The sequence below is a fragment of the Bacillus sp. SLBN-46 genome (assembly GCF_031453555.1).
Lineage (GTDB): Bacteria > Bacillota > Bacilli > Bacillales > Cytobacillaceae > Neobacillus.
On the sequence record NZ_JAVIZM010000001.1, the window covers coordinates 4,662,341 to 4,680,621 of the forward strand.

22 protein-coding genes are annotated in these 18,281 nt (G+C 38.8%); 3 read left to right on the forward strand and 19 right to left on the reverse strand.

What is annotated here, in order from left to right; all coding sequences use genetic code 11:
• Positions 1–116: 116 nt before the first annotated feature.
• From QFZ87_RS23730 to QFZ87_RS23760, 7 genes are all read right to left on the reverse strand, one after another.
• Positions 117–599: an FtsZ/tubulin family protein gene (locus QFZ87_RS23730; RefSeq protein ID WP_309867078.1), complete on the reverse strand. Its 483-nt coding sequence runs from the start codon at positions 597–599 to the stop codon at positions 117–119.
• A gap of 103 nt (positions 600–702) precedes the next feature.
• Entirely contained in the window at positions 703–1,239 is a 537-nt protein-coding gene (locus tag QFZ87_RS23735; RefSeq protein WP_309867081.1) for a GNAT family N-acetyltransferase, read from the reverse strand.
• Positions 1,240–1,259: 20 nt separating this feature from the next.
• Positions 1,260–1,769, reverse strand: a complete 510-nt coding sequence (locus QFZ87_RS23740; protein WP_309867084.1) for a GNAT family N-acetyltransferase — start codon at positions 1,767–1,769, stop codon at positions 1,260–1,262.
• Positions 1,770–1,782: 13 nt separating this feature from the next.
• The gene (locus QFZ87_RS23745) at positions 1,783–2,280 is read right to left on the reverse strand and encodes a GNAT family N-acetyltransferase (protein WP_309867087.1); all 498 of its coding nucleotides are present in this window, start codon (positions 2,278–2,280) and stop codon (positions 1,783–1,785) included.
• A gap of 154 nt (positions 2,281–2,434) precedes the next feature.
• The gene (locus QFZ87_RS23750; RefSeq protein ID WP_309867089.1) at positions 2,435–3,106 is read right to left on the reverse strand and encodes an alpha/beta family hydrolase; all 672 of its coding nucleotides are present in this window, start codon (positions 3,104–3,106) and stop codon (positions 2,435–2,437) included.
• A gap of 5 nt (positions 3,107–3,111) precedes the next feature.
• Positions 3,112–3,951: a PP2C family serine/threonine-protein phosphatase gene (locus tag QFZ87_RS23755; RefSeq protein ID WP_309867091.1), complete on the reverse strand. Its 840-nt coding sequence runs from the start codon at positions 3,949–3,951 to the stop codon at positions 3,112–3,114.
• Positions 3,952–3,987: 36 nt separating this feature from the next.
• Positions 3,988–4,803: a GNAT family N-acetyltransferase gene (locus QFZ87_RS23760; protein ID WP_309867093.1), complete on the reverse strand. Its 816-nt coding sequence runs from the start codon at positions 4,801–4,803 to the stop codon at positions 3,988–3,990.
• 171 nt (positions 4,804–4,974) lie between these two features.
• Here QFZ87_RS23760 and QFZ87_RS23765 point away from each other — a divergent pair, with 171 nt between their 5' ends.
• Positions 4,975–5,160 (forward strand): hypothetical protein, encoded by a 186-nt coding sequence (locus QFZ87_RS23765; protein WP_308081077.1) that lies wholly within the window; start codon positions 4,975–4,977, stop codon positions 5,158–5,160.
• Between the two features lie 58 nt (positions 5,161–5,218).
• Here QFZ87_RS23765 and QFZ87_RS23770 read toward each other — a convergent pair whose 3' ends face one another.
• The 4 genes from QFZ87_RS23770 to QFZ87_RS23785 form a co-directional block, all read right to left on the reverse strand.
• Positions 5,219–6,466 carry a cation:dicarboxylate symporter family transporter gene (locus QFZ87_RS23770; RefSeq protein WP_308081078.1) on the reverse strand — a complete coding sequence of 416 codons (1,248 nt, stop codon included), beginning with the start codon at positions 6,464–6,466 and terminating at the stop codon, positions 5,219–5,221.
• Between the two features lie 468 nt (positions 6,467–6,934).
• Positions 6,935–9,085, reverse strand: coding sequence for a PQQ-dependent dehydrogenase, methanol/ethanol family (locus QFZ87_RS23775; RefSeq protein WP_309867097.1), 2,151 nt, complete (start codon positions 9,083–9,085; stop codon positions 6,935–6,937).
• A 306-nt stretch (positions 9,086–9,391) separates the two neighbouring features.
• The gene (locus QFZ87_RS23780; protein WP_309867100.1) at positions 9,392–10,663 is read right to left on the reverse strand and encodes an MFS transporter; all 1,272 of its coding nucleotides are present in this window, start codon (positions 10,661–10,663) and stop codon (positions 9,392–9,394) included.
• The gene (locus QFZ87_RS23785; protein WP_309867103.1) at positions 10,663–11,295 is read right to left on the reverse strand and encodes a TetR/AcrR family transcriptional regulator; all 633 of its coding nucleotides are present in this window, start codon (positions 11,293–11,295) and stop codon (positions 10,663–10,665) included. Before QFZ87_RS23785 ends, QFZ87_RS23780 begins: the two co-directional genes overlap by 1 nt.
• 256 nt (positions 11,296–11,551) lie before the next feature.
• On the opposite strand from QFZ87_RS23785, the gene QFZ87_RS23790 reads away from it, so the two are divergent.
• Positions 11,552–12,370 carry a methyl-accepting chemotaxis protein gene (locus tag QFZ87_RS23790; RefSeq protein WP_309867105.1) on the forward strand — a complete coding sequence of 273 codons (819 nt, stop codon included), beginning with the start codon at positions 11,552–11,554 and terminating at the stop codon, positions 12,368–12,370.
• A gap of 80 nt (positions 12,371–12,450) precedes the next feature.
• On the opposite strand, the gene QFZ87_RS23795 is transcribed toward QFZ87_RS23790, so the two are convergent.
• The 5 genes from QFZ87_RS23795 to QFZ87_RS23815 all read right to left on the reverse strand — a co-directional run bounded on the left by QFZ87_RS23795 (position 12,451) and on the right by QFZ87_RS23815 (position 16,104).
• Complete coding sequence (locus QFZ87_RS23795; RefSeq protein WP_309868084.1) at positions 12,451–12,630, reverse strand: DUF1272 domain-containing protein; 180 nt, start codon at positions 12,628–12,630, stop codon at positions 12,451–12,453.
• Positions 12,631–12,643: 13 nt separating this feature from the next.
• Positions 12,644–13,249, reverse strand: coding sequence for an FMN-binding negative transcriptional regulator (locus tag QFZ87_RS23800; RefSeq protein ID WP_309867108.1), 606 nt, complete (start codon positions 13,247–13,249; stop codon positions 12,644–12,646).
• A gap of 8 nt (positions 13,250–13,257) precedes the next feature.
• Entirely contained in the window at positions 13,258–13,599 is a 342-nt protein-coding gene (locus QFZ87_RS23805; RefSeq protein WP_309867109.1) for a cupin domain-containing protein, read from the reverse strand.
• Positions 13,600–13,853: 254 nt separating this feature from the next.
• On the reverse strand, positions 13,854–14,837 hold the full coding sequence (locus tag QFZ87_RS23810) for a threonine ammonia-lyase (RefSeq protein ID WP_309867112.1): 984 nt from the start codon (positions 14,835–14,837) through the stop codon (positions 13,854–13,856).
• The gene (locus tag QFZ87_RS23815) at positions 14,824–16,104 is read right to left on the reverse strand and encodes an MFS transporter (protein ID WP_309867114.1); all 1,281 of its coding nucleotides are present in this window, start codon (positions 16,102–16,104) and stop codon (positions 14,824–14,826) included. Before QFZ87_RS23815 ends, QFZ87_RS23810 begins: the two co-directional genes overlap by 14 nt.
• Positions 16,105–16,292: 188 nt before the next feature.
• Between QFZ87_RS23815 and QFZ87_RS23820 the strand changes: the two genes are divergently transcribed.
• Positions 16,293–16,688 (forward strand): VOC family protein, encoded by a 396-nt coding sequence (locus QFZ87_RS23820; protein ID WP_309867116.1) that lies wholly within the window; start codon positions 16,293–16,295, stop codon positions 16,686–16,688.
• Between the two features lie 60 nt (positions 16,689–16,748).
• Here the strand turns inward: QFZ87_RS23820 and QFZ87_RS23825 are convergent, their stop codons facing one another.
• From QFZ87_RS23825 to QFZ87_RS23835, 3 genes are all read right to left on the reverse strand, one after another.
• On the reverse strand, positions 16,749–17,036 hold the full coding sequence (locus tag QFZ87_RS23825; protein WP_309867118.1) for a transposase: 288 nt from the start codon (positions 17,034–17,036) through the stop codon (positions 16,749–16,751).
• A 99-nt stretch (positions 17,037–17,135) separates the two neighbouring features.
• The gene (locus tag QFZ87_RS23830) at positions 17,136–17,525 is read right to left on the reverse strand and encodes a hypothetical protein (RefSeq protein WP_309867122.1); all 390 of its coding nucleotides are present in this window, start codon (positions 17,523–17,525) and stop codon (positions 17,136–17,138) included.
• An 80-nt stretch (positions 17,526–17,605) separates the two neighbouring features.
• Positions 17,606–18,253, reverse strand: a complete 648-nt coding sequence (locus QFZ87_RS23835) for a class I SAM-dependent methyltransferase (RefSeq protein ID WP_309867124.1) — start codon at positions 18,251–18,253, stop codon at positions 17,606–17,608.
• Between the last annotated feature and the right edge of the window lie 28 nt (positions 18,254–18,281).

Sequence of the window (18,281 nt, forward strand, 5' to 3'; positions counted from 1 at the left end):
ATCACATTTTGAAGTGGTCAATGATTAAAATCCAGGGGTTACTTCACACATGCGAAAAACCGGCAAGCCCATAATAGGCTTGCCGGTTTGGAGTCTATTCAGTTTGCATGTGGTGGTTAGCGATTATTTTGTTCCGACTCAAATTGTACGGGGTCTGGAACCTCGCCTTCCTCCGATAATTCCTTATTGGTTTTTAATGATTCCATTTCCTTCCCAAGTTGTTTCACCTCAGCCTCATCAGCTGCCATTGAACCATTTGGCTGAGGCTGGTTAGAGCGGTAATCATCTATATTTATTATATTGTCTTTTAAGTAATCGGCCATCTCATTTAATTTACTATCTGCGGCCTCTCTAACTGGAATAGGAATCCTTTCTTCCCCATACAAGAATGGCTTTCCTAGCTTCGCCTGATCAGGATCTTCTAAATTTCGTTCAACCGGAATCTCTAACCAATAGATGGATTCAGTAGAAGAATCCCGCAATGCTACTCTATATTTTACCGATTCACCTATACCCATCATTGAAAAACCTTGCTCTGTCATGATTGAATGTATGTCAGTAAACGGCATATTCTTAGAAACAAGTGCTTTAGCCTTCATCCTTCTGCTCCTCTCCCTGATTCCTTTTTAATCGACCTAATTGTCGACTAATCTCTGTTTACCCTAAATCATTGGAGATGAAACAATTGTGTAGAAAAGTATGTTAATCACGCGGGTTGATTATTGCCAACACCTGATGATCTTCCCACTTACCATTGATCCTTACATTTTTCACAGCAATACCTTCCTTATGAAAGCCAGCCTTCTCTAATACGCGAATGGATCCGATATTGTGTGGCATAACGCCTGCTTCAATCCTATGTAAATTCAATTCATTGAAAGCATATTCAGCCATTAGCTTAGCCGCTTCAGTTGTATACCCTTTGCCATTATGCTTTTTATCTAAAAAATATCCAATAAATGCACTTTGGAGCGAGCCCCTCATGACATGGAATAGATTAATTGTTCCAATTAAATTATCATCATATGTAAAAATGCCAAAATTATAGGACTGATCGTTTTGACTATCCTCTTGATAGAACTGTATTCTATTAAATTGTGTTTCTAATGTATAGAAGTCTTCACTTCGCTCCATAGAAAATCGTTGAAAAAAATCACGATTAGCAAACTGTAACTCGAGCAATGCGGCAGCATCACTTGGAAGAAACGGTCTTATATAAATTGATTCACTTTTCATCATGGTTTTACTCACTCCTTTCACTACTTATCAAAATGCAGCACCATATGTTCATCGTTATAATATACACCATTTATTTTCAAAGCTTTCTCCTCTAGTCCAAACGTCTGAAACCCTAATTTGGAATAGAGTTTTTTCGCTTTTTCATTACTCGCAATGACAGATAAGTTTATTTTTTCAATAACATCGATTGTTTTCGCTTTTTTAACTGCCGCTGTAAGCAAGGCCTCCCCGATTCCAGAACCTTGTTTTCTTGGCGTGACATACATCGCGAAGATATTTGCCCTGTGCTGAATCTTTTCTGCTTTTTCCAAAAGTAACGTGACAACGCCAATAAGTTCTTCCCCATCGAACGCTCCAAAGGTATAGTTTCCTTCTGCGGTGAAATTACGAGCTACCTGTTCAACGGGATTCTCCCTTTTGACGGCCTCTTCATAACTCGTTAAAAAAGCTTCTGGATTTTCCTTTAATGCTTCTAGTCTCAATTCCCAATACTTTTCTGCATCAGCAGGAGTTAATAGTCTAATGTTCATACTAGATCTCCCTTCATACAAGCTTCGCCATATAGTATTCATCCACAAACTCACCGTCTATTAGTAGGGAATTCTTTTTGGTTCCTTCCACTTCAAATCCCATTTTTTTATACAAAGCGACACCTGCTACATTTTGCGTGACGGTCGTTAGTTCGAGGCGGCGGATCTTCCTCTCAACTGCCCATTCTTCCAATTTCTCAAATAGCGTGGTTCCAATGCCCTGCCCTCTATAATCTTTTAAAATACCAATAACTACATATACAGAGTGCTGATTTCTTTTTGCCGTACCGCCCATTGCAAATATGTACCCAACTAATTGTTCTTCGTTTTCGGCTACAAAAATGGTGGAGTTCTCGCTTTTTTGGATCGAGTGGATTCTCTGCTGTTGTTGTGCAGGTGTAATTTGTCGTTCACCCGGTTCCATCAGCATAAATTCAGATTCTTTTTCAACCTGCTTTATAAGCGCAACCAAATTTTCTGCATCGGATTCTTCTACTTCTCTAACAACCATAGAAATCCCTCTCCCTAATAATGATATAATCCCTATTTAATGTCGTGGAGCCCAAAGGATAATCGATGCACCGAGTAAACTTTTAAGCAATAGTATTTTCTATTCCTATTACCAATATAAACACTGTTAAAAAAGACTGCCAGCAATAGCAGCCCTATTCTACTTTATTCTTCTTAATAAACACTTCAACCTGTTCCATTATTTCTTTCATCGCCTCAATGGATACTAATGTATTTCCTTGAATTTCTAAACCATGGTCCGCTTTTTGTATAACAACTGTACTAACAAGCGGATTGTTCTCGAAGGATGCTAATCGTTCTTCAATGAAATGATGGTCTTCATCTCCAATGACGCAAAGAGAAGGCAATTCAGTTTCCAATAGGGCTTGGTACACCCTATCTTCTTTTAGAAGTGGGGTTAACCAGATTCCTACTGAATTTAGAAGGAAGGTTCCCCCAGTCCATTCCATTGCCATCGGAATGGTCCCAATGGACTTACTTAATAAAATGCATTGTTCATAATATGTATCTTTAAGAACTGCCTCCACCACCGCTTTTACATCTTCATACATCCACTGTTCTTGTTCCGCCTTAGTAAGCTTTCTAAACTGTTCATTTTTCACAAAGTTATAATTGATATGAAGAACATCAATGTTGTTATTCAAACACACGCCCGTCGCATAATGAAACAACGGCCGCTGAGTGGTATAACCAAGTCCTGGGAACATAATACAAATACTTTTATTTCGCTTTTCACTACGTATCCATGTATACGGTACCGTAGAATATTCATTTCTAACTACTTCATCTTCGAAAAATTGGTACATTTCATTCACCTCTTTGGTTGATTACTAGGATAGGTGGTGGGAAGAACATGATGGTAATCCCAGCAAATAATGGTCGCACTATCCCGTCCATGACTTTCATTAACAAGTTCTAAAACATGTTTTACACTGTTCTCTATATTAGGAGGAGAGGGCTGTCCATAGAAATCTTGGTAAAGATACTTAGAAGTTTCATAGTATCGATTACCACATTCTAACACTCCATCTGTCACCAAGAGCATTCGATTATAGCCTGTTCTGAGTTCCCTGACCCCGGAAGAATAGCACGGAATAGGTTGGGCAAAGGTATTTACTTGGCCTATCCATTCATAAAATTGTCGTTGATTAAGTGCATATTGCCCTAACCTATGGAAGTCCTCATGCAGGAGATAGAGGACACAATCTCCGACAGAAAACCACCATATATATTTATCTTTTCTTACACACAACAGGCATGCGGTTTCACCCTGGACTTGTTTACAAGCTTCTAGAAAATGCTCGGATTGGAAAATGGTTAGAATATGCTTTTCCAAAGATACGAAGACCGTTTCCAAAGACTCTCCTAAAATGGAACCTAGCTTTTCCGATTCTTGTAAAATAGTATCGATAACTAATTCCACACTTTCTGCACTGTTGTGTCCATCCAATACCATGGAAAATTCCCAGTCCAGCCCCGCCATAACCAGGGCCCCATCTTCATTTTTATTAGCTCCTGCTTGTTGATTTCCACCATAACGCCCTAAGACCATGTGATGAAATGAATCTAATTTAATTTGGTTGATGCACGGATCGTCCAGGCCAATCCAATGCATTTGTCTGAAATTTGCTTTGTTTTCTGCTGAATTCATTTAGGGACTTCCTCCTATTGTAAAAAGATTAAGTATCTATCCTACAAATTTGATTTCAGCTATTTTACCACTTTCGATAAAACCGATATTCTGATACACCTTATTGGAATCGGGGTTACTGATATCCGCATACAACATTGGTTCTAGTCCCTCCGAATGAATAATTACACATAATTCCGCTACTAGCGCACTTGCATAGCCATTCTTCCGATGCATGACAGGAGTATAAACCGCATTAATCCGGGCATGTCTAGGTGAACGATGTGAAATATTCGCCATGGACACCGGTTTTTCATCCACAAGCCAAAGGTACAAGTTTCCAGCCTCAATCATCATTTTTGCTTTAGAAAGTTGAGTATTAGCTTCCACTGATGTACCAAATGCATCCTCTACAAAACCTGCAAGATACGCAGCCACAGTATCTATGTCTTCTAAAGCGGCTTTTCGAATCTCCCCTGGTACATTTACTGGCTTTATTACCTTTGGACAATGATAAGATTCCATGGTCATTACCGTTTCATAGCCAATTCCCCTCTTTTTCGAAAAAACCTCCGCAAACATTTCTGCAGTCTGCGGATCCCCTGATACTCCAGGAAGCTGATTACTGTTTAAATAGCTTACTAGATTTTGAAGTATTTCCTTCTGTTCCTCTAATGGTGTCTCCTTGGATACCCACAACCATGCCTTTTGTCCCTGCGTTTGTGCAAAGACCATCCTATTATCTGTCGTCTTTATGCTTAAAGCATCACTAACCTCACTGATTCGATGAATCAGGTTATATTGTACTTCATCAGAGAGAAAAGAACCTCCATCACCCAGTAACTCATCATTTGTTTCAAGTCTAATAAACATACATCGAGCCTCCTAATCTCATTGATAAAAGTATCCTAGATAAATTCGCCAAATTTACTTAACATCCTTCTTAAAATTGTGTGATGGGGCTTTTTATGTATTTCTTGAACCTTTCTCTCCCATTAAACATAGTTTAATAAATATAGATTTTCTTAAAAGGAGGGTATTTATATGATTTGGTTATTTATTCTGTCTCCAATCATTATACTAGCTCCCATAGCAATGTATTTCGACTCAAAAAAAGGGGCAAGTGACCCCAAAGTAGACATTGAAAAATATCGTGCAGACACAAATTTAGCTATGAGCGAGTATATTTTTATTACTGGCGGCGGCGACGGGCCTGGTAATATCCAATAATTATTAAAAAAAGACATCGAGCTTAGTCGATGCCTTTTTTGATCTATATTCAGATAATTTAAGCTGCTTTTTCTACTGCATCCTCATCAAGCTTGTGGCCTTCCCACTTAGTAATGACAATGGCAGCTAAAGAGTTACCAACAATATTTACACATGTACGCGCCATATCTAGAATACGGTCAATACCAGCGATAAATGCAAGTCCTTCAACTGGGATACCTACACTTCCTAGAGTCGCAAGTAACACGACAAACGATACGCCTGGAACTCCAGCAATCCCTTTAGAAGTCAGCATCAATACAAGAACTAAGGTAATTTGATGTGTAATACTCATATGGATTCCATACATTTGTGCGATGAACAACGCTGCAATCGCTTGATACAAGGTCGATCCATCAAGGTTAAATGAATATCCTGTTGGTATAACAAATGAAGTAATAGCCTTCGGACAACCGATTTTCTCCATTTTTTCCATTAACTTCGGAAGAACCGTTTCAGAACTTGCCGTTGTATAACCTAGAATTAATTCATCTTTCAAATATCTTAATAAATTAAAGATATTAACCCCTGCAATCTTTGCAGTTAATCCAAGAACGACTAAAATGAAGAAAATCATTGATCCGTAAACGACTAAAACTAATTTACCTAATGGGATTAATGACGTAATTCCAAATTTTGATACCGTTACACCGATTAGAGCAAATACCCCAAGTGGGGCCAATTTCATGATTTGATTGGTTACATAGAACATGGCATCCGCCGTACCTCTAAAGAAATTAATAATCGGTTGACCTTTTTCACCAATCGCTGCTACACCAAGTCCAAACATGACAGAAAAGAAGATAATTGCTAACATATCGCCATTTGCTAATGACTGTATGATATTGGTAGGTACGATATTAATAAACGTATCAGCCATAGAATGTGATTCGGTTTGTGCAGCTGTATCCACATAGGAGTTAATATCTGTTTTCGTTAAGTGTGTTCGATCCACACCAGCTCCAGGTTGAAACACGTTTGCTGCAAGTAGTCCTACAAAGATAGCAATAGTTGTAATGATTTCAAAATATAATAGGGTTTTTCCACCAAGTTTACCCAGTGACTTCATATCACCAACGCCTGCAACACCAACAATAAGACTAGCAACAACGATTGGAACGACAATCATTTTGATTAATCGAATAAATATAGTACCAATTGGCTGTAAGTACGTTTCCACATGCGGGTTACCATAAAAAATAGCACCTAAAATAATACCTAAAGCTAGTCCAATAAAGATTTGCCATGCTAAGCTAATCTTTTTCATCTTCATCTCCCCTTTTATATATATAAAAAGTTGATTACTTACCATAATCAACTACTTTAATTCCCTTTTTTATCAAATTAAAAACCACTGTTACTAGAATAACTTTATATAATAAAGTTATCAACAATCATGCCCAAGTAACCGTTAATTACCAACACATATTGTCTGATTAATTAAACTCTTTGTTAGTATATTCATTTTCTTAGCATAACATGTTCGTTAAAAAAGATAAATAGTAATTTTCGACCAGGAATTTATTCCCGCTAAGAAAAGCGCAAGCGCCTTGATCAGCCCCGATAGGCAAATGTTCTTCGGCAAGAAAAGTCCGCCTTTTGACTTTTATTGCCGAAGGTTATTTGACCCGGGGGGCTAGGCGCTGGAGCTGAACCATTTTCGAAGTCGAAATTTTTACATTCTTATATATAAAAGAAGGCTAACCAGAATCGCACTGGTCAGCCCTCTATTTCCTTATTCTCGTTTTTTGGCCACAATCTCAGTAATATATTTTGTTACATCTTTTATTTGTTTTTCAGTTAAAAGTTCACCAAAGGCTGGCATGGTATTCCCGCCTTTCTTTACCCTTTCCATTACCTTTTCTGAATCCTTTGCAACCTGGCTAAGCTGCAAGTCCGGTCCATTATGTCCACCTGTTCCTTCTCTTCCATGGCAGGCCAAGCAATTTCCTTCAAAAACCTTTTGACCATCGTTCACATTTGCCGTAGTATCTCCATTCTCCTTGTCTTCGGGGTTATTAGTGCTTTCAGGAGCGGTACCTGATTCTATGGTCCCATCTAAGGAGAAGGTCCATAAAGAGTCGCCGTGCTTCGAACCTGCTAATGCGTTACCTGCCGCTAAAACAGAAATATATTCCTTTCCATCCACTTCATAGGCAATAGGCGCCGCATTAACACCTGCATCTGTCTTAAATTCCCAAACTTGCTTACCAGTCTTTGCATCAAAAGCAAATAGTCTTCCATCATTATGTCCTACAAAGACAAGTCCACCCTTTGTGGTTAGTACACCGCTATAGGCGTTCGCATCCCACTTTTTCTGCCAGGCAATTTTATTTGTTTTTACATCAATGGCCGTGATGGTTCCTCTTACTGGCGCATCCTGTACTGGTTGGATAATACTCCCTAGATAGATACTTCCTTCCTTATACTCTTCTTCACTTCTGGTAAAAGTAGAATACTGATCCGTTCCTAATACATAAAAATATTCTGTGTCCGGGTTATATGCTGACGGTGGCCAGTTAGCTCCTCCGAACGTCGATGGTTTCACAAGCATGGGTTCTTCCCAGTATGGATCAAAAATCTTACCTATATGTCCTTTATAGCCTTTCACATCTTTCTTGAATTCCTCTTCCGTGACAACCTGTGGGACAAAAGCATCCCCCTTTGGAATCGGCTGGGTAGGCGATGTTTTTTGACGATCGTCCTGCGGCACTGGCTGCTCTTCAATACCTACCAACGGCTTCCCGTTCGTTCGGTCTAGGATATAAAGCCATCCTGTTTTACCAGCCTGGGCAAGTGCTTTTCGCTTCTTTCCATCCTTTTTAACATCAAATAGTACAACTGGATTCGGTGCATCTAAATCCCAAATATCGTGATGAACTTCTTGAAAGTGCCACTTATATTTTCCTGTTTCAGCATCAATTGCTACTATGGAAGAAGAAAATAAGTTATTTCCTTTTCTTACACTTCCGTCTAAATCCGGAGCTGCATTACCAGTTGAAAAGTACAGTAACCCTAATTCTGGATCAACCGCCGGCGTTTGCCAAACCGGTGCGCCTCCTTTTTTCCACGAATCATTGTCACTTGGCCAAGTTTCATGACCACTTTCTCCAGGGCCTGGAATGGTATAGAAGCGCCAAAGCTCCTTTCCTTTTTTTGCATCAAAGGCCGTAACCCTGCCTCGAATTCCATATTCACCACCAGAAATTCCCGTATAGATTTTTCCATTATAGTAAAGTGGTGCGCTTGTAATCGTATAACCTTTTTTCCAGTCATCGACCGTTGTAGACCATACCTCTTTACCCGTTTTCTGATCGAGAGCAACTAATCTGGCATCTAACAGCCCAACATACACTAGCCCATCGCCGATTGCGACACCACGACTTGTCCAACCACAACAAACGGTTGTTAATTCGCTAATGTTCGGTTTATAAGTCCATAAGGTTTGTCCTTTTTTCACATCAATAGCCGACACTTGGTCTGCACCGGTAATGATATACATAACACCGTTATAAACGACGGGAGACGCCTCACCAGAATATTTAAACTCTTTTCCTGACCCAAGATGCGTAACCCATTTCCCTTTTAAATTTTTAATGTTGGATGTATTTATTTTATCCAGGGTAGAGTAACGTTGATTAAATGTACTCCCTCCATTGGTAATCCAGTTGTCCTTTGGCAACGATGTCAGTTGCTTGCTTGTAAACGCTGGAGGAGCGGGGTCCTTTACTTCCACTTTTGCAGCAGGCGGATTTTTGCTATCTGCATGCTTTCCATCTACCTTCTCTTTTTCTCCTACAGAGGTTAGAAAAAAATAAAAGAGGACGACAATGACAAACATTCCTGTAAACCCAGCAATAAGTAACCCTTTTTTTCTAGTTCCCAATCGTGCACCTGCTTTCTCTCTATAGATATTAAGTGTTTTTATAATTATTCAATGTAATACCCATTTCGCCTCACTAAATAACATGATTTTTATTAGTAAAAAGGAAAAGAATTTCCTTTTAAACATAAAAAGAACCCTGCTAAACAAACAGCAAGGTTCTAGAAAGTACTACTATAAAATAAATTAAGCCCGGCATTCGTGCCGGGCCCTATTCACATAACCCTAGGGGGGGTTATTAAGTTAGTCGAGGCTCCATGTAAAATAGTTTCACTTTCCTTCAGTTTTTTCACCAAAAAAACTTCATGTTTATTCCGCTGAGGTAGGTAGCGTTGAGAGGTCTGATACTATCACTTCTTTTGTAACCAGCTTTGGTAAAACAAATAGATAATAGGTCCCTACAAGCATTAATAGGATACCAACAGCCCAATAAATGGTATCTACTTTTACGAATGCAGGGAAAATGACCGCGATGATCCCCAATGATATGGAATGAGCGAGCATCATTAATGGGTCAACCCAACCTGAGACTCTCCCCATGAATTTAGGATCCACGAGCTCAGTCATCCAGCCTGATAGGGCTACATTCACTGGGGCAATAAGGACACCCATAATAAATACGATGGAAAGATAGAGCCATACATTCTCCAAAGTTCCCATAATTAGAGTGAACATGCCACTTAAGATAATGCCACCAATAATAACCCGATGAACTTTTAGTACCTTAATCAGCGGGCTTCCAATTCCACTACCAAGTACAAATCCGACCCCTAAAAAGATAGAAAATAAAGAGGCGTACTGTGTAAAATGTTCTGGGGCAAGCTTATATTTCATTGTAAAAAGCGGTAGAACGGCAAAGGCACCGTTAATGAGACCAAATACCAAAAAGCCAGAAACGATGGATTTTAACAGTCTGAAATTTAAAATATATGTTAATCCCTCTTTGAAATCAGTCAGTACAGTTGAAATATGAATATCTTTAATATGTGTCTTTCCATTAGGAAGCCGTGCTTCTAATGGAATGGAACAACTGCTTATGAGGAGCCCAGATACAATAAAGCTAACCCCGTCAATGATGACCGTCCCCATTAGCCCAATATAGTGGTAGGAGATGGCCCCCATCCCCATACCAAACAACATAAACAATCCGAGAACTGTTTGATTCAGCCCCGAGGCTTGCATATACTGCTCTTTGTTCAGCACGCCCTGTAAAATACTCATTTCTGCTGGTGCAAAAAACTTTGAAACAGCACTCCGTATAAACAGGATCACAAAAACTAACCAAAGGATATTGAAATAAACTGCTACTAGTAAAAAGCCTGTTAAAATGGCCCGAATCCAATCGGAGTTAGCAGCGATTTTCTTCCGGTCCAGCCTATCGGCAGCCACTCCTACCATGAAGAAAACAAGCAAAATAGGTAGAGAATACATTAATTCCGCTATGGTTGCATAAAACGGCTGCTTGCCAAAGTGATCTAAAAGGTAGAAAGCAAAGGCAACATTCCCAATTGTAGTTCCAAGCTGTGATGCAAAGGCCGCTAAAAATAATTTGGTGAAGACCCTATTTTTAAAAATAGACATTACAAACCACCTTCCGTTTCATCGACTTGTAAAACTGACTTTAACATGGACTTGAAGAGTTTTAATTGTTCACTCACTCGTACGTTATTGCTTCCAGCTGCTTTTGAGTGAAGTAAAAGTCCTTCAAAATAGGAGGTAATCATTCTTATGATGACTCCCAAGTCAACACTTGGCTTAAACTCTCCTTGTGCTACTCCCCTTTGTAAGTAAAGCAATAAAAAGTCATGCTGCTTTTTATAGTGAGCTTCCAGGTATTCACGCCGTTCTGGCTGCTTCCACCCGCTGATGAAATATTCATATACCACGATTGGCAGATCATCAGATGCATGGTTTAATTGCTGGTCCATCATGTCCATTAATCCGCTCAGCCCTTGCCAGACGGAAAGTCCGCTCGTTAAAAGGGTATTGATTTGTGCTTCTGTTTGTTGATCATTTTCTGCAAGGATCGCTAGCATGATGTCTTCTTTGTTTGAAAAATATAGGTACACCCAGCCACGGCTCATCTCTGTTTCGTCTACGATGTCCTGCATGGTGGAGTTTACATATCCTTTGCGTTTAAACACTTCCGTAGCTGATTGGATAATATGCATTTTACGTTTTTCTTTTTCACTGTCAGAAATTTTAGGTGACAAGGTAGATTCCTCCATTTGGTTAAAATAACACTGACATCATTGTCATTTTTATTATAAAGCATTTTTTTCCATTTTCAATAACAAATGGAAATTTATTTAAAAATAAAAATAGCTTATCATTTTTTGAATCGCCTCGATAATCATGCATTTATATTAGTCTATTAATTAAAATATATTTTTTAACTAGTCTGTTATCTTATGTAAAAAATGTTATATTTATTATACTAATACCACTTTTTCTAACGGAGGAATTACTTTGGATCGGTTACAACAATTGCTAAATAATTTGGAAATTATTCAATCCACACATGCGGAAGATGCGTGTATCGTTTTAGCAGACACGGAAAAGGTCATAGGTTACGTACCTGGCAAAACGATTGATCTTAAGATCCCTATTGGCGCTTCTGCGGATAATTTTAAAGGGACTGTGACTCACAATGCTTTAATCACAGGCGAACCACAAAAAGAAGAACGTGGCTCAGAAATTTTTGGTGTTGCCTATATTTCAACAGCAACCCCTATTATAGAAAATAGTGAAATAATAGGCGTTATTTCTACTATTGTTTCAAACAATAAAGTGGATGTATTACGAAAAGGAGCACAAAAACTAACTGGTGTTAGTGGTGAATTGGCTACAACATCAGAAGAGGTAACTAAAGTAACTGAACAGATCGCAACTGAACTAAAAGAACTTGATGAAGAAACTACTTTTCTAAGAGATGAGATCAAAAAGATAGAGGAAATCTTGGGTATTTTAAAGAAAACAGCAGCTAGATCCCGTATTTTGGGTCTAAATGCATCTATAGAAGCTGTCCGTTCTGGGGAACATGGAAAGGGCTTTGCTGTGGTAGCTAAAGAAATAGAGAAAATGGCTGAAAATAATAGAGAAACCGTTGAAGGTGTAGAGCCACAATTAAAAGGGATGGTAGCTAATCTAGAAAAAATCATCACCAACATTCAACAAATTTCTTCAGATTCCCATGAACAAGCAATAAAGATGGAAGCATTCAATAAAGCGTTTGAACAAATTGTAAACACGGCTTCAGAGTTAAACTCCCAAGCAATAAGTATATAAAACCTGAAGGCATCCTTTGCTAGGATGCCCTCATTCATTTTAACTTCAACTTCTTATTTCATTCACTTTCTCTTCAAATATCACTTTTTCGGTGGACGTGGTCTTTTGACGAGTTCTCCCCCACAATTAGGGCAAACAGCGTCCATTTCTTCCGTACAGTCATGACAAAAGGTACATTCATAAACACAAATATAGGCCTCCCCAACATTTTGTAGGGGGTTATTACATTTCTCACATATTTTTCTCATTTCCAATGCCATCATTATCACTCCTTTAATGGTTTTTCTTCATCAACTTTGCAATTTGGAGCTGGTCGGATTCTTGAGAGAGCTCTAGCTGCTTAATCACTAAATCCTGTCGTTCGACCGAATGGTTTTGACTTAATTTTGCTTTTCCTTCTATTTCAGTAATCCTGATTTTAAAAGCAACAATCCCTTTACTCATCCCATCAATAAAGTTTCTATCAATCTCTTTGAAGCGATAAGAGCTGCCTGGCTTTTCGTACTTATCTACCATGCTAAAAAGAGCATCATAGATTTCTTGTTCATTGTGTAAAATCTCCACTTGTCCGTAGACATGAACTGCTACATAATTCCACGTAGGAACGGCTTGGGTGGATTCGTACCAACTAGGCGAAATATATGCGTGTGGCCCCTGAAACGTAACGAGTACGTTCTGATTTTCGATGTCCTTCCATTGTTCATTCGGACGAGCAAAATGCCCGTATAAGACTCCTTCTTCTTTTTCTAAAAATAACGGTAAATGTGTCGCATTCGGCCTGCCATTATGCTGTGAAAAAAGCGTGGCAAAGCTGTTTTTTTCAATAATTTTATAGATAGTTTCAAGATCGTCTATTTTGAAATGTTTAGGAATATACATTTTGCACCTCATTCGGCTAAAATTCGATCACCTTTACTAGTTGGCTGGGATATGACTAAGAATTCCACGTCGTTTCTGGATTCATTAAACATTTGGTGCGGGATGTGTGGGGGTACTTCGATCCCCTCCTGTGGTGTTAGGGTGAATCGTTCCCCATCCACTTCTAACGTAGGATTTCCTGATAGAACAAAGAAAAATTGTCGTGATTGCTGATGATAATGTCGCACTTCTGAAGTTTGGCTTGGCATTCGTTCATGGATAACACTAAGTTCCTGTTGATTGACTAGATGCCAACCATCACACTGACTCCCCCATGTGTAATGCTCCGCATTATGTTTGCTTATTTTCATCGTCAGTTCTCCTTTTATACTAATACCCTTCTTCTATACGACCGTTTTTTCCTTCTCACAGCCAGTTTGAGCTCGTAGACTCCTTCTACGCGACCTTCTTCTCTTTCTTTCAGCCAGTTTGGGCTCGTAGACTCCTTCTATGCGACCTTCTTCTCTTTCTTTCAGCCAGTTTGGGTTCGTAGACTCCTTCTACGCGACCTTCTTCTCTGTCCCATAACATTTTATGGCTATTAAACTACTTAAGTATCCTTTTATCAAAAATCAATAACAGGATCCGTCTCACTTACCAACCACCTAAACCTCGACCAAGATATATTCCGGCCGGTGATGATGATTGCCACCTTTCGGCCCTTCAATTCACTTCCTACTTGTTTTAAACATGCGACTCCTGCTGCTCCAGAGGGTTCAATCATGTACTGGGAGTTGAGCATCAATTTCATGGCAGTAATCAGTTCTTTCTCGGAGACCGTTAGAATGCGATCAATATGTCTATGAATAATCGGAAACGTAATTGTCTCTGGCTCTATTGGTCCACTCAGCCCTTCTGCGATCGATGGCTCTAAATCTACCGAAATAGCCTTGCCCGCTTCATACCAAACCGCAAATGTCGGACTATTTTCAGTCTGGACTCCCCAAACCTCTATTCTCGGATTCACTGCTTTTAGTGCCAAACACAAACCAGCTGTTAGTCCCCCGCCACCTAAGCAACTGATTACGATATCTACATCAGATAGGTCTTCTAAAAGTTCTAATCCAATTGTCCCCCCTGCATCAATCATGGATGGATCATTATAAGCAGAAAGAAAGGTATAGCCCTTGTTCTCCGCAGCCTCTAATGCTGCCAGTCTCGCCTCTTCAATCGTATCAAAAAAAGTAATTAAAGCACCAAATTGTTCCACTTCCTTTACTTTACTAGAATCTGCGTCCTTTGGTAAATACACTAGTGCGGGAATGTTTAATTGATGAGCCGCATAGGCCAAACCAATCCCATGATTACCGGCAGAAGGAGCAATCACTCCCCATTCACGTTGCTGTTGGTTCAAGGATAATAGCTTATTAAAAGAGCCTCGTGCCTTAAAGCTTCCCGTTACCTGCAGATTTTCTAACTTCAAAAAAATGTTCGCAGCAAATAAACTGCTTAATTCCCAATTGTATTCCAATGGGGTATGACGAATGTAGGGTTGAATCCGCTCATGAGCCTCTTTGATATCCTGTATATTGAGATTAGTATGCATCATAAACCCCATCCTCCTTGTCAGAACGTTTCTCCTTTTTTACAAAAACGTTTGTTAAACTCCTGGATTTAGACCCTTTCCAAGTAAGAACAAAGGGTATGATCAATCCCATACTGATAGCAAAATATCCGTAAGTAAGGTATACCTCACCAATAAAGGCAATCAAAAGTGACATTATAATCGATACAGTCAAACTAACTAAGGAAACAGATGTCATCACCCTGCCGATTAACTTCTCCTCCACCTGTTCAAATAGCAATAGTCTAGTGAGTACCTTTACCATCCCAATGAAAATTCCCATTATTAGATACATGATGAAGGCAAAGGGCACACTGGTTGTTAAGCTAAATAGAACAGTTGATAAAGCCGTTAAGGAAATGGTGACTAGAACCATCCGTGAAATGGCATGATTTCTTACCCAGAAAGTGCATAGGATAGCGGAAATAAGACTACCAATTCCGGCTCCACTATCAATGATTCCAAGTGAAATTCCATCACCTTTGAGCGTTTGATAATTAAAAGGAGCAATCAGTGTATTAATAGAATAGAAGAATGGCAGCACCATGCTGGTCGCTAAGGCGAAATAAAGTACCTTTTTGTTTTGAAAAATATAGATCCAGCCCTGTACCAGTTCTCCTCTATATTGCTTGAGGGTAGATCTCCCCTTATGTTTCCTTGCCTCATTATTCACCTTGATGTTGATTCCAACAAATAAAAGTCCTGCCAAAATATAAACTAAACTAGCTGCAAAAATTGCTTCGGTCGTGCCTAGTCTATCCATTAACATTGCAGCAATGATGGCAGATGCCAACAGTCCCAACTGCCAAGCCCCCTGTACAAGGGAAATTCCTTGCTTGTATTCTTCTGGACTCAGGATTTCCTTCAATATACTTTCTTTAAGCGGTTCTATAACAAACCAGATAACATAACTTAATAGAATGGAAACATAGAAAATAGATACATGATAAAAACCAAAAGCGACACTAGCCGGGATAATAACAATGGCAAGAAAACGCAAAAGATTACATAGAAACGCCAGCTTAATTTTATTAAAACGGTCAATTAACACCCCTAGGAATGGAGCAAGGACCACAGATGGCAATAAAGTCAACACAAGCAGTTTTCCAATCTCAACAATCGATTCCGTCTTTTCAAGAACCATAACGATAGCGGTTAATCCATAGATCCCTTCCCCCATCACCCCAAACAACGCTGCAAAGAAAAAGAAAAGAAAGGATTTATTTTTAAACAAAGAAAGATTATTCTTCACTCAACACTCCCCCAACACTTACTTTACATAAGCATATTGGAGAAAGAGATGGATTGGTAATACATGAAAGTAATAGGTTCATAACTAAAAGTTATTAGATTTATCTAATATGGCACCTCAATATCAAGGTATATTTTAACATTTATGTATAATAGAAGAATAGACAGACCAATGAAAGAAGGGAACCTATGATTAAACAAATACATAGTTCATTAAAGGTATTACTCGTTTCAGATTTGGAAAAATCCAAGAAATTTTACGCAGATGTACTAGGATGTGATGTCACAGATTGGTGGGCCATTCGCGATGGTTTTACAGGATTAGGGCTAAAATTACTTCAAGCAAATGCACCTGAAGATGTCCAGCCTAACAGATCGGCAAAGGGATACCAACTACCCGTAGCCGATATTTATTGTTATGTAGAGAATTGGACTGCCTTAGATGAACTTTATGAAGAGTTTAAAACAAAAGGAGCTAAAGTGATTATTGAGCCCTGGATTGACCCTCAGTCAGGACCATGGAAAGAATTTGCCATCGTTGACCCTGATAACTACTGTCTTGCCTTTGGTGGTACAGACAAATAGCCTTCTTTTTTCAGATAGGGATAAAAAGCCTCGTCTCACTTCAACGAGACAAGGCTTCATTTATATTTCCTCAAGTGTCCAAATCACCATTCGGTAAATAAAATAAATCCCCAAATAAGCCCCAGTTAATAAGAATAGTGGATTTAAAAATATGCTATGGATGTTGGTCATGAATACCGTATCATCCTTTATGATTTCGTAAATAGCTAGGGATGAAATATTACCAAAAACAAGTGCCGATAAGATTGCAACTATATTACATAACAAACGTAGTTTTGGCTGAACTTTTTGCAAGATAACCAAAAGTAGGGGTGCCAATATACTCCCCAAAATTAATATGAATTTCATAAAAAATCACCTCCCTACCATATTTACCATTGTAGGGAGGTTAAAACCAAGCTTCGTGCATTCCTTGTAAAAAATATTTGGTAATAGGAAATCCAATCATTAATCATTCTTAGCACGGCTCCAAGAAATATTGAAATTCCCTTGATGCTTCTGACCATCCACACGAACTTTGTAAGTATCATTTTTAGTTATTTGAACGGTAGTATCACTGGTAATGTCTTTTATTACTTTTCCTGAAGAATTTAGTAATCTTGCTGAAAGGGAACCCTGTTCAGTCGAGACGGAATAAGTTAACTGGACTGTATCACCTTTCGCAAATTTCACCTCTTTAAAATAATAACCTGAAAAACGATCATATTCCCCACTAATAGAATTTGAAGAACTCGAAAGTTCACCGATGTGAACCGTATAAGATCCACCCGAACAGCCGATAAGCAGGACAGAAACAAATACTATAGAAATTAATAATTTCTTATACATAAGTCTCATCTCCATCATGGCTCTTTGCACAACCTATTTCGGTTTATTTTACCATATAATCCCAACGAAAAAATTGTAACAATTTGAAGTTATTGTGAAAGTTTATTATTTGGTTTTTTGTGCCCTATAATTGCAACTGTACGAAATTGTCTAGAATTTGGCCCCTCCACTAAAGTTACCTCTTGAAATCCACTTTTGTTGGCGCTAGGAATTAATTGATCTTCAATCATATTTTTTACCCCATCCCATACCTCACCATCTTTGCCATCACATAGGGTTAGAACAGAAAATCCTCCGGGTTTTAATACACGGTATATTTCTGATATCGTCTCAGCTATGTTGTCCCAAAAGTAAATGGTATGTATGCTAAACACCTTGTCAAAGTGTTCATTTTGAAACGGGAGCTTTTCTACATTTGCTTGAACCAACTTAGCTCTTCCTTCATTTATGGCTTTTTTATTTCTAAGGGCCGCGGACCGAATGACCGTACGCGAAAGATCCAAGCCTACTACTTGATCTGCTAATGTTTGTTCGAGGATCATTTTCATTGCAAAACCTGCACCACAGCCTAATTCTAATACGCGTTCCCTCTGGGCTACTTTTAATAATTCAAGTGTCCATAGCGTCTCAGGTTTATGCTGCCGCACCATTTTTTCACCGAAATAGGATCCAATTAGCCCTCGAGGCTTGCTATACTGACTATCAATAAATTCCTTCACTCGATTTATTAATCCCATAACTTCCCCTTTTAAAATAAATTTCATT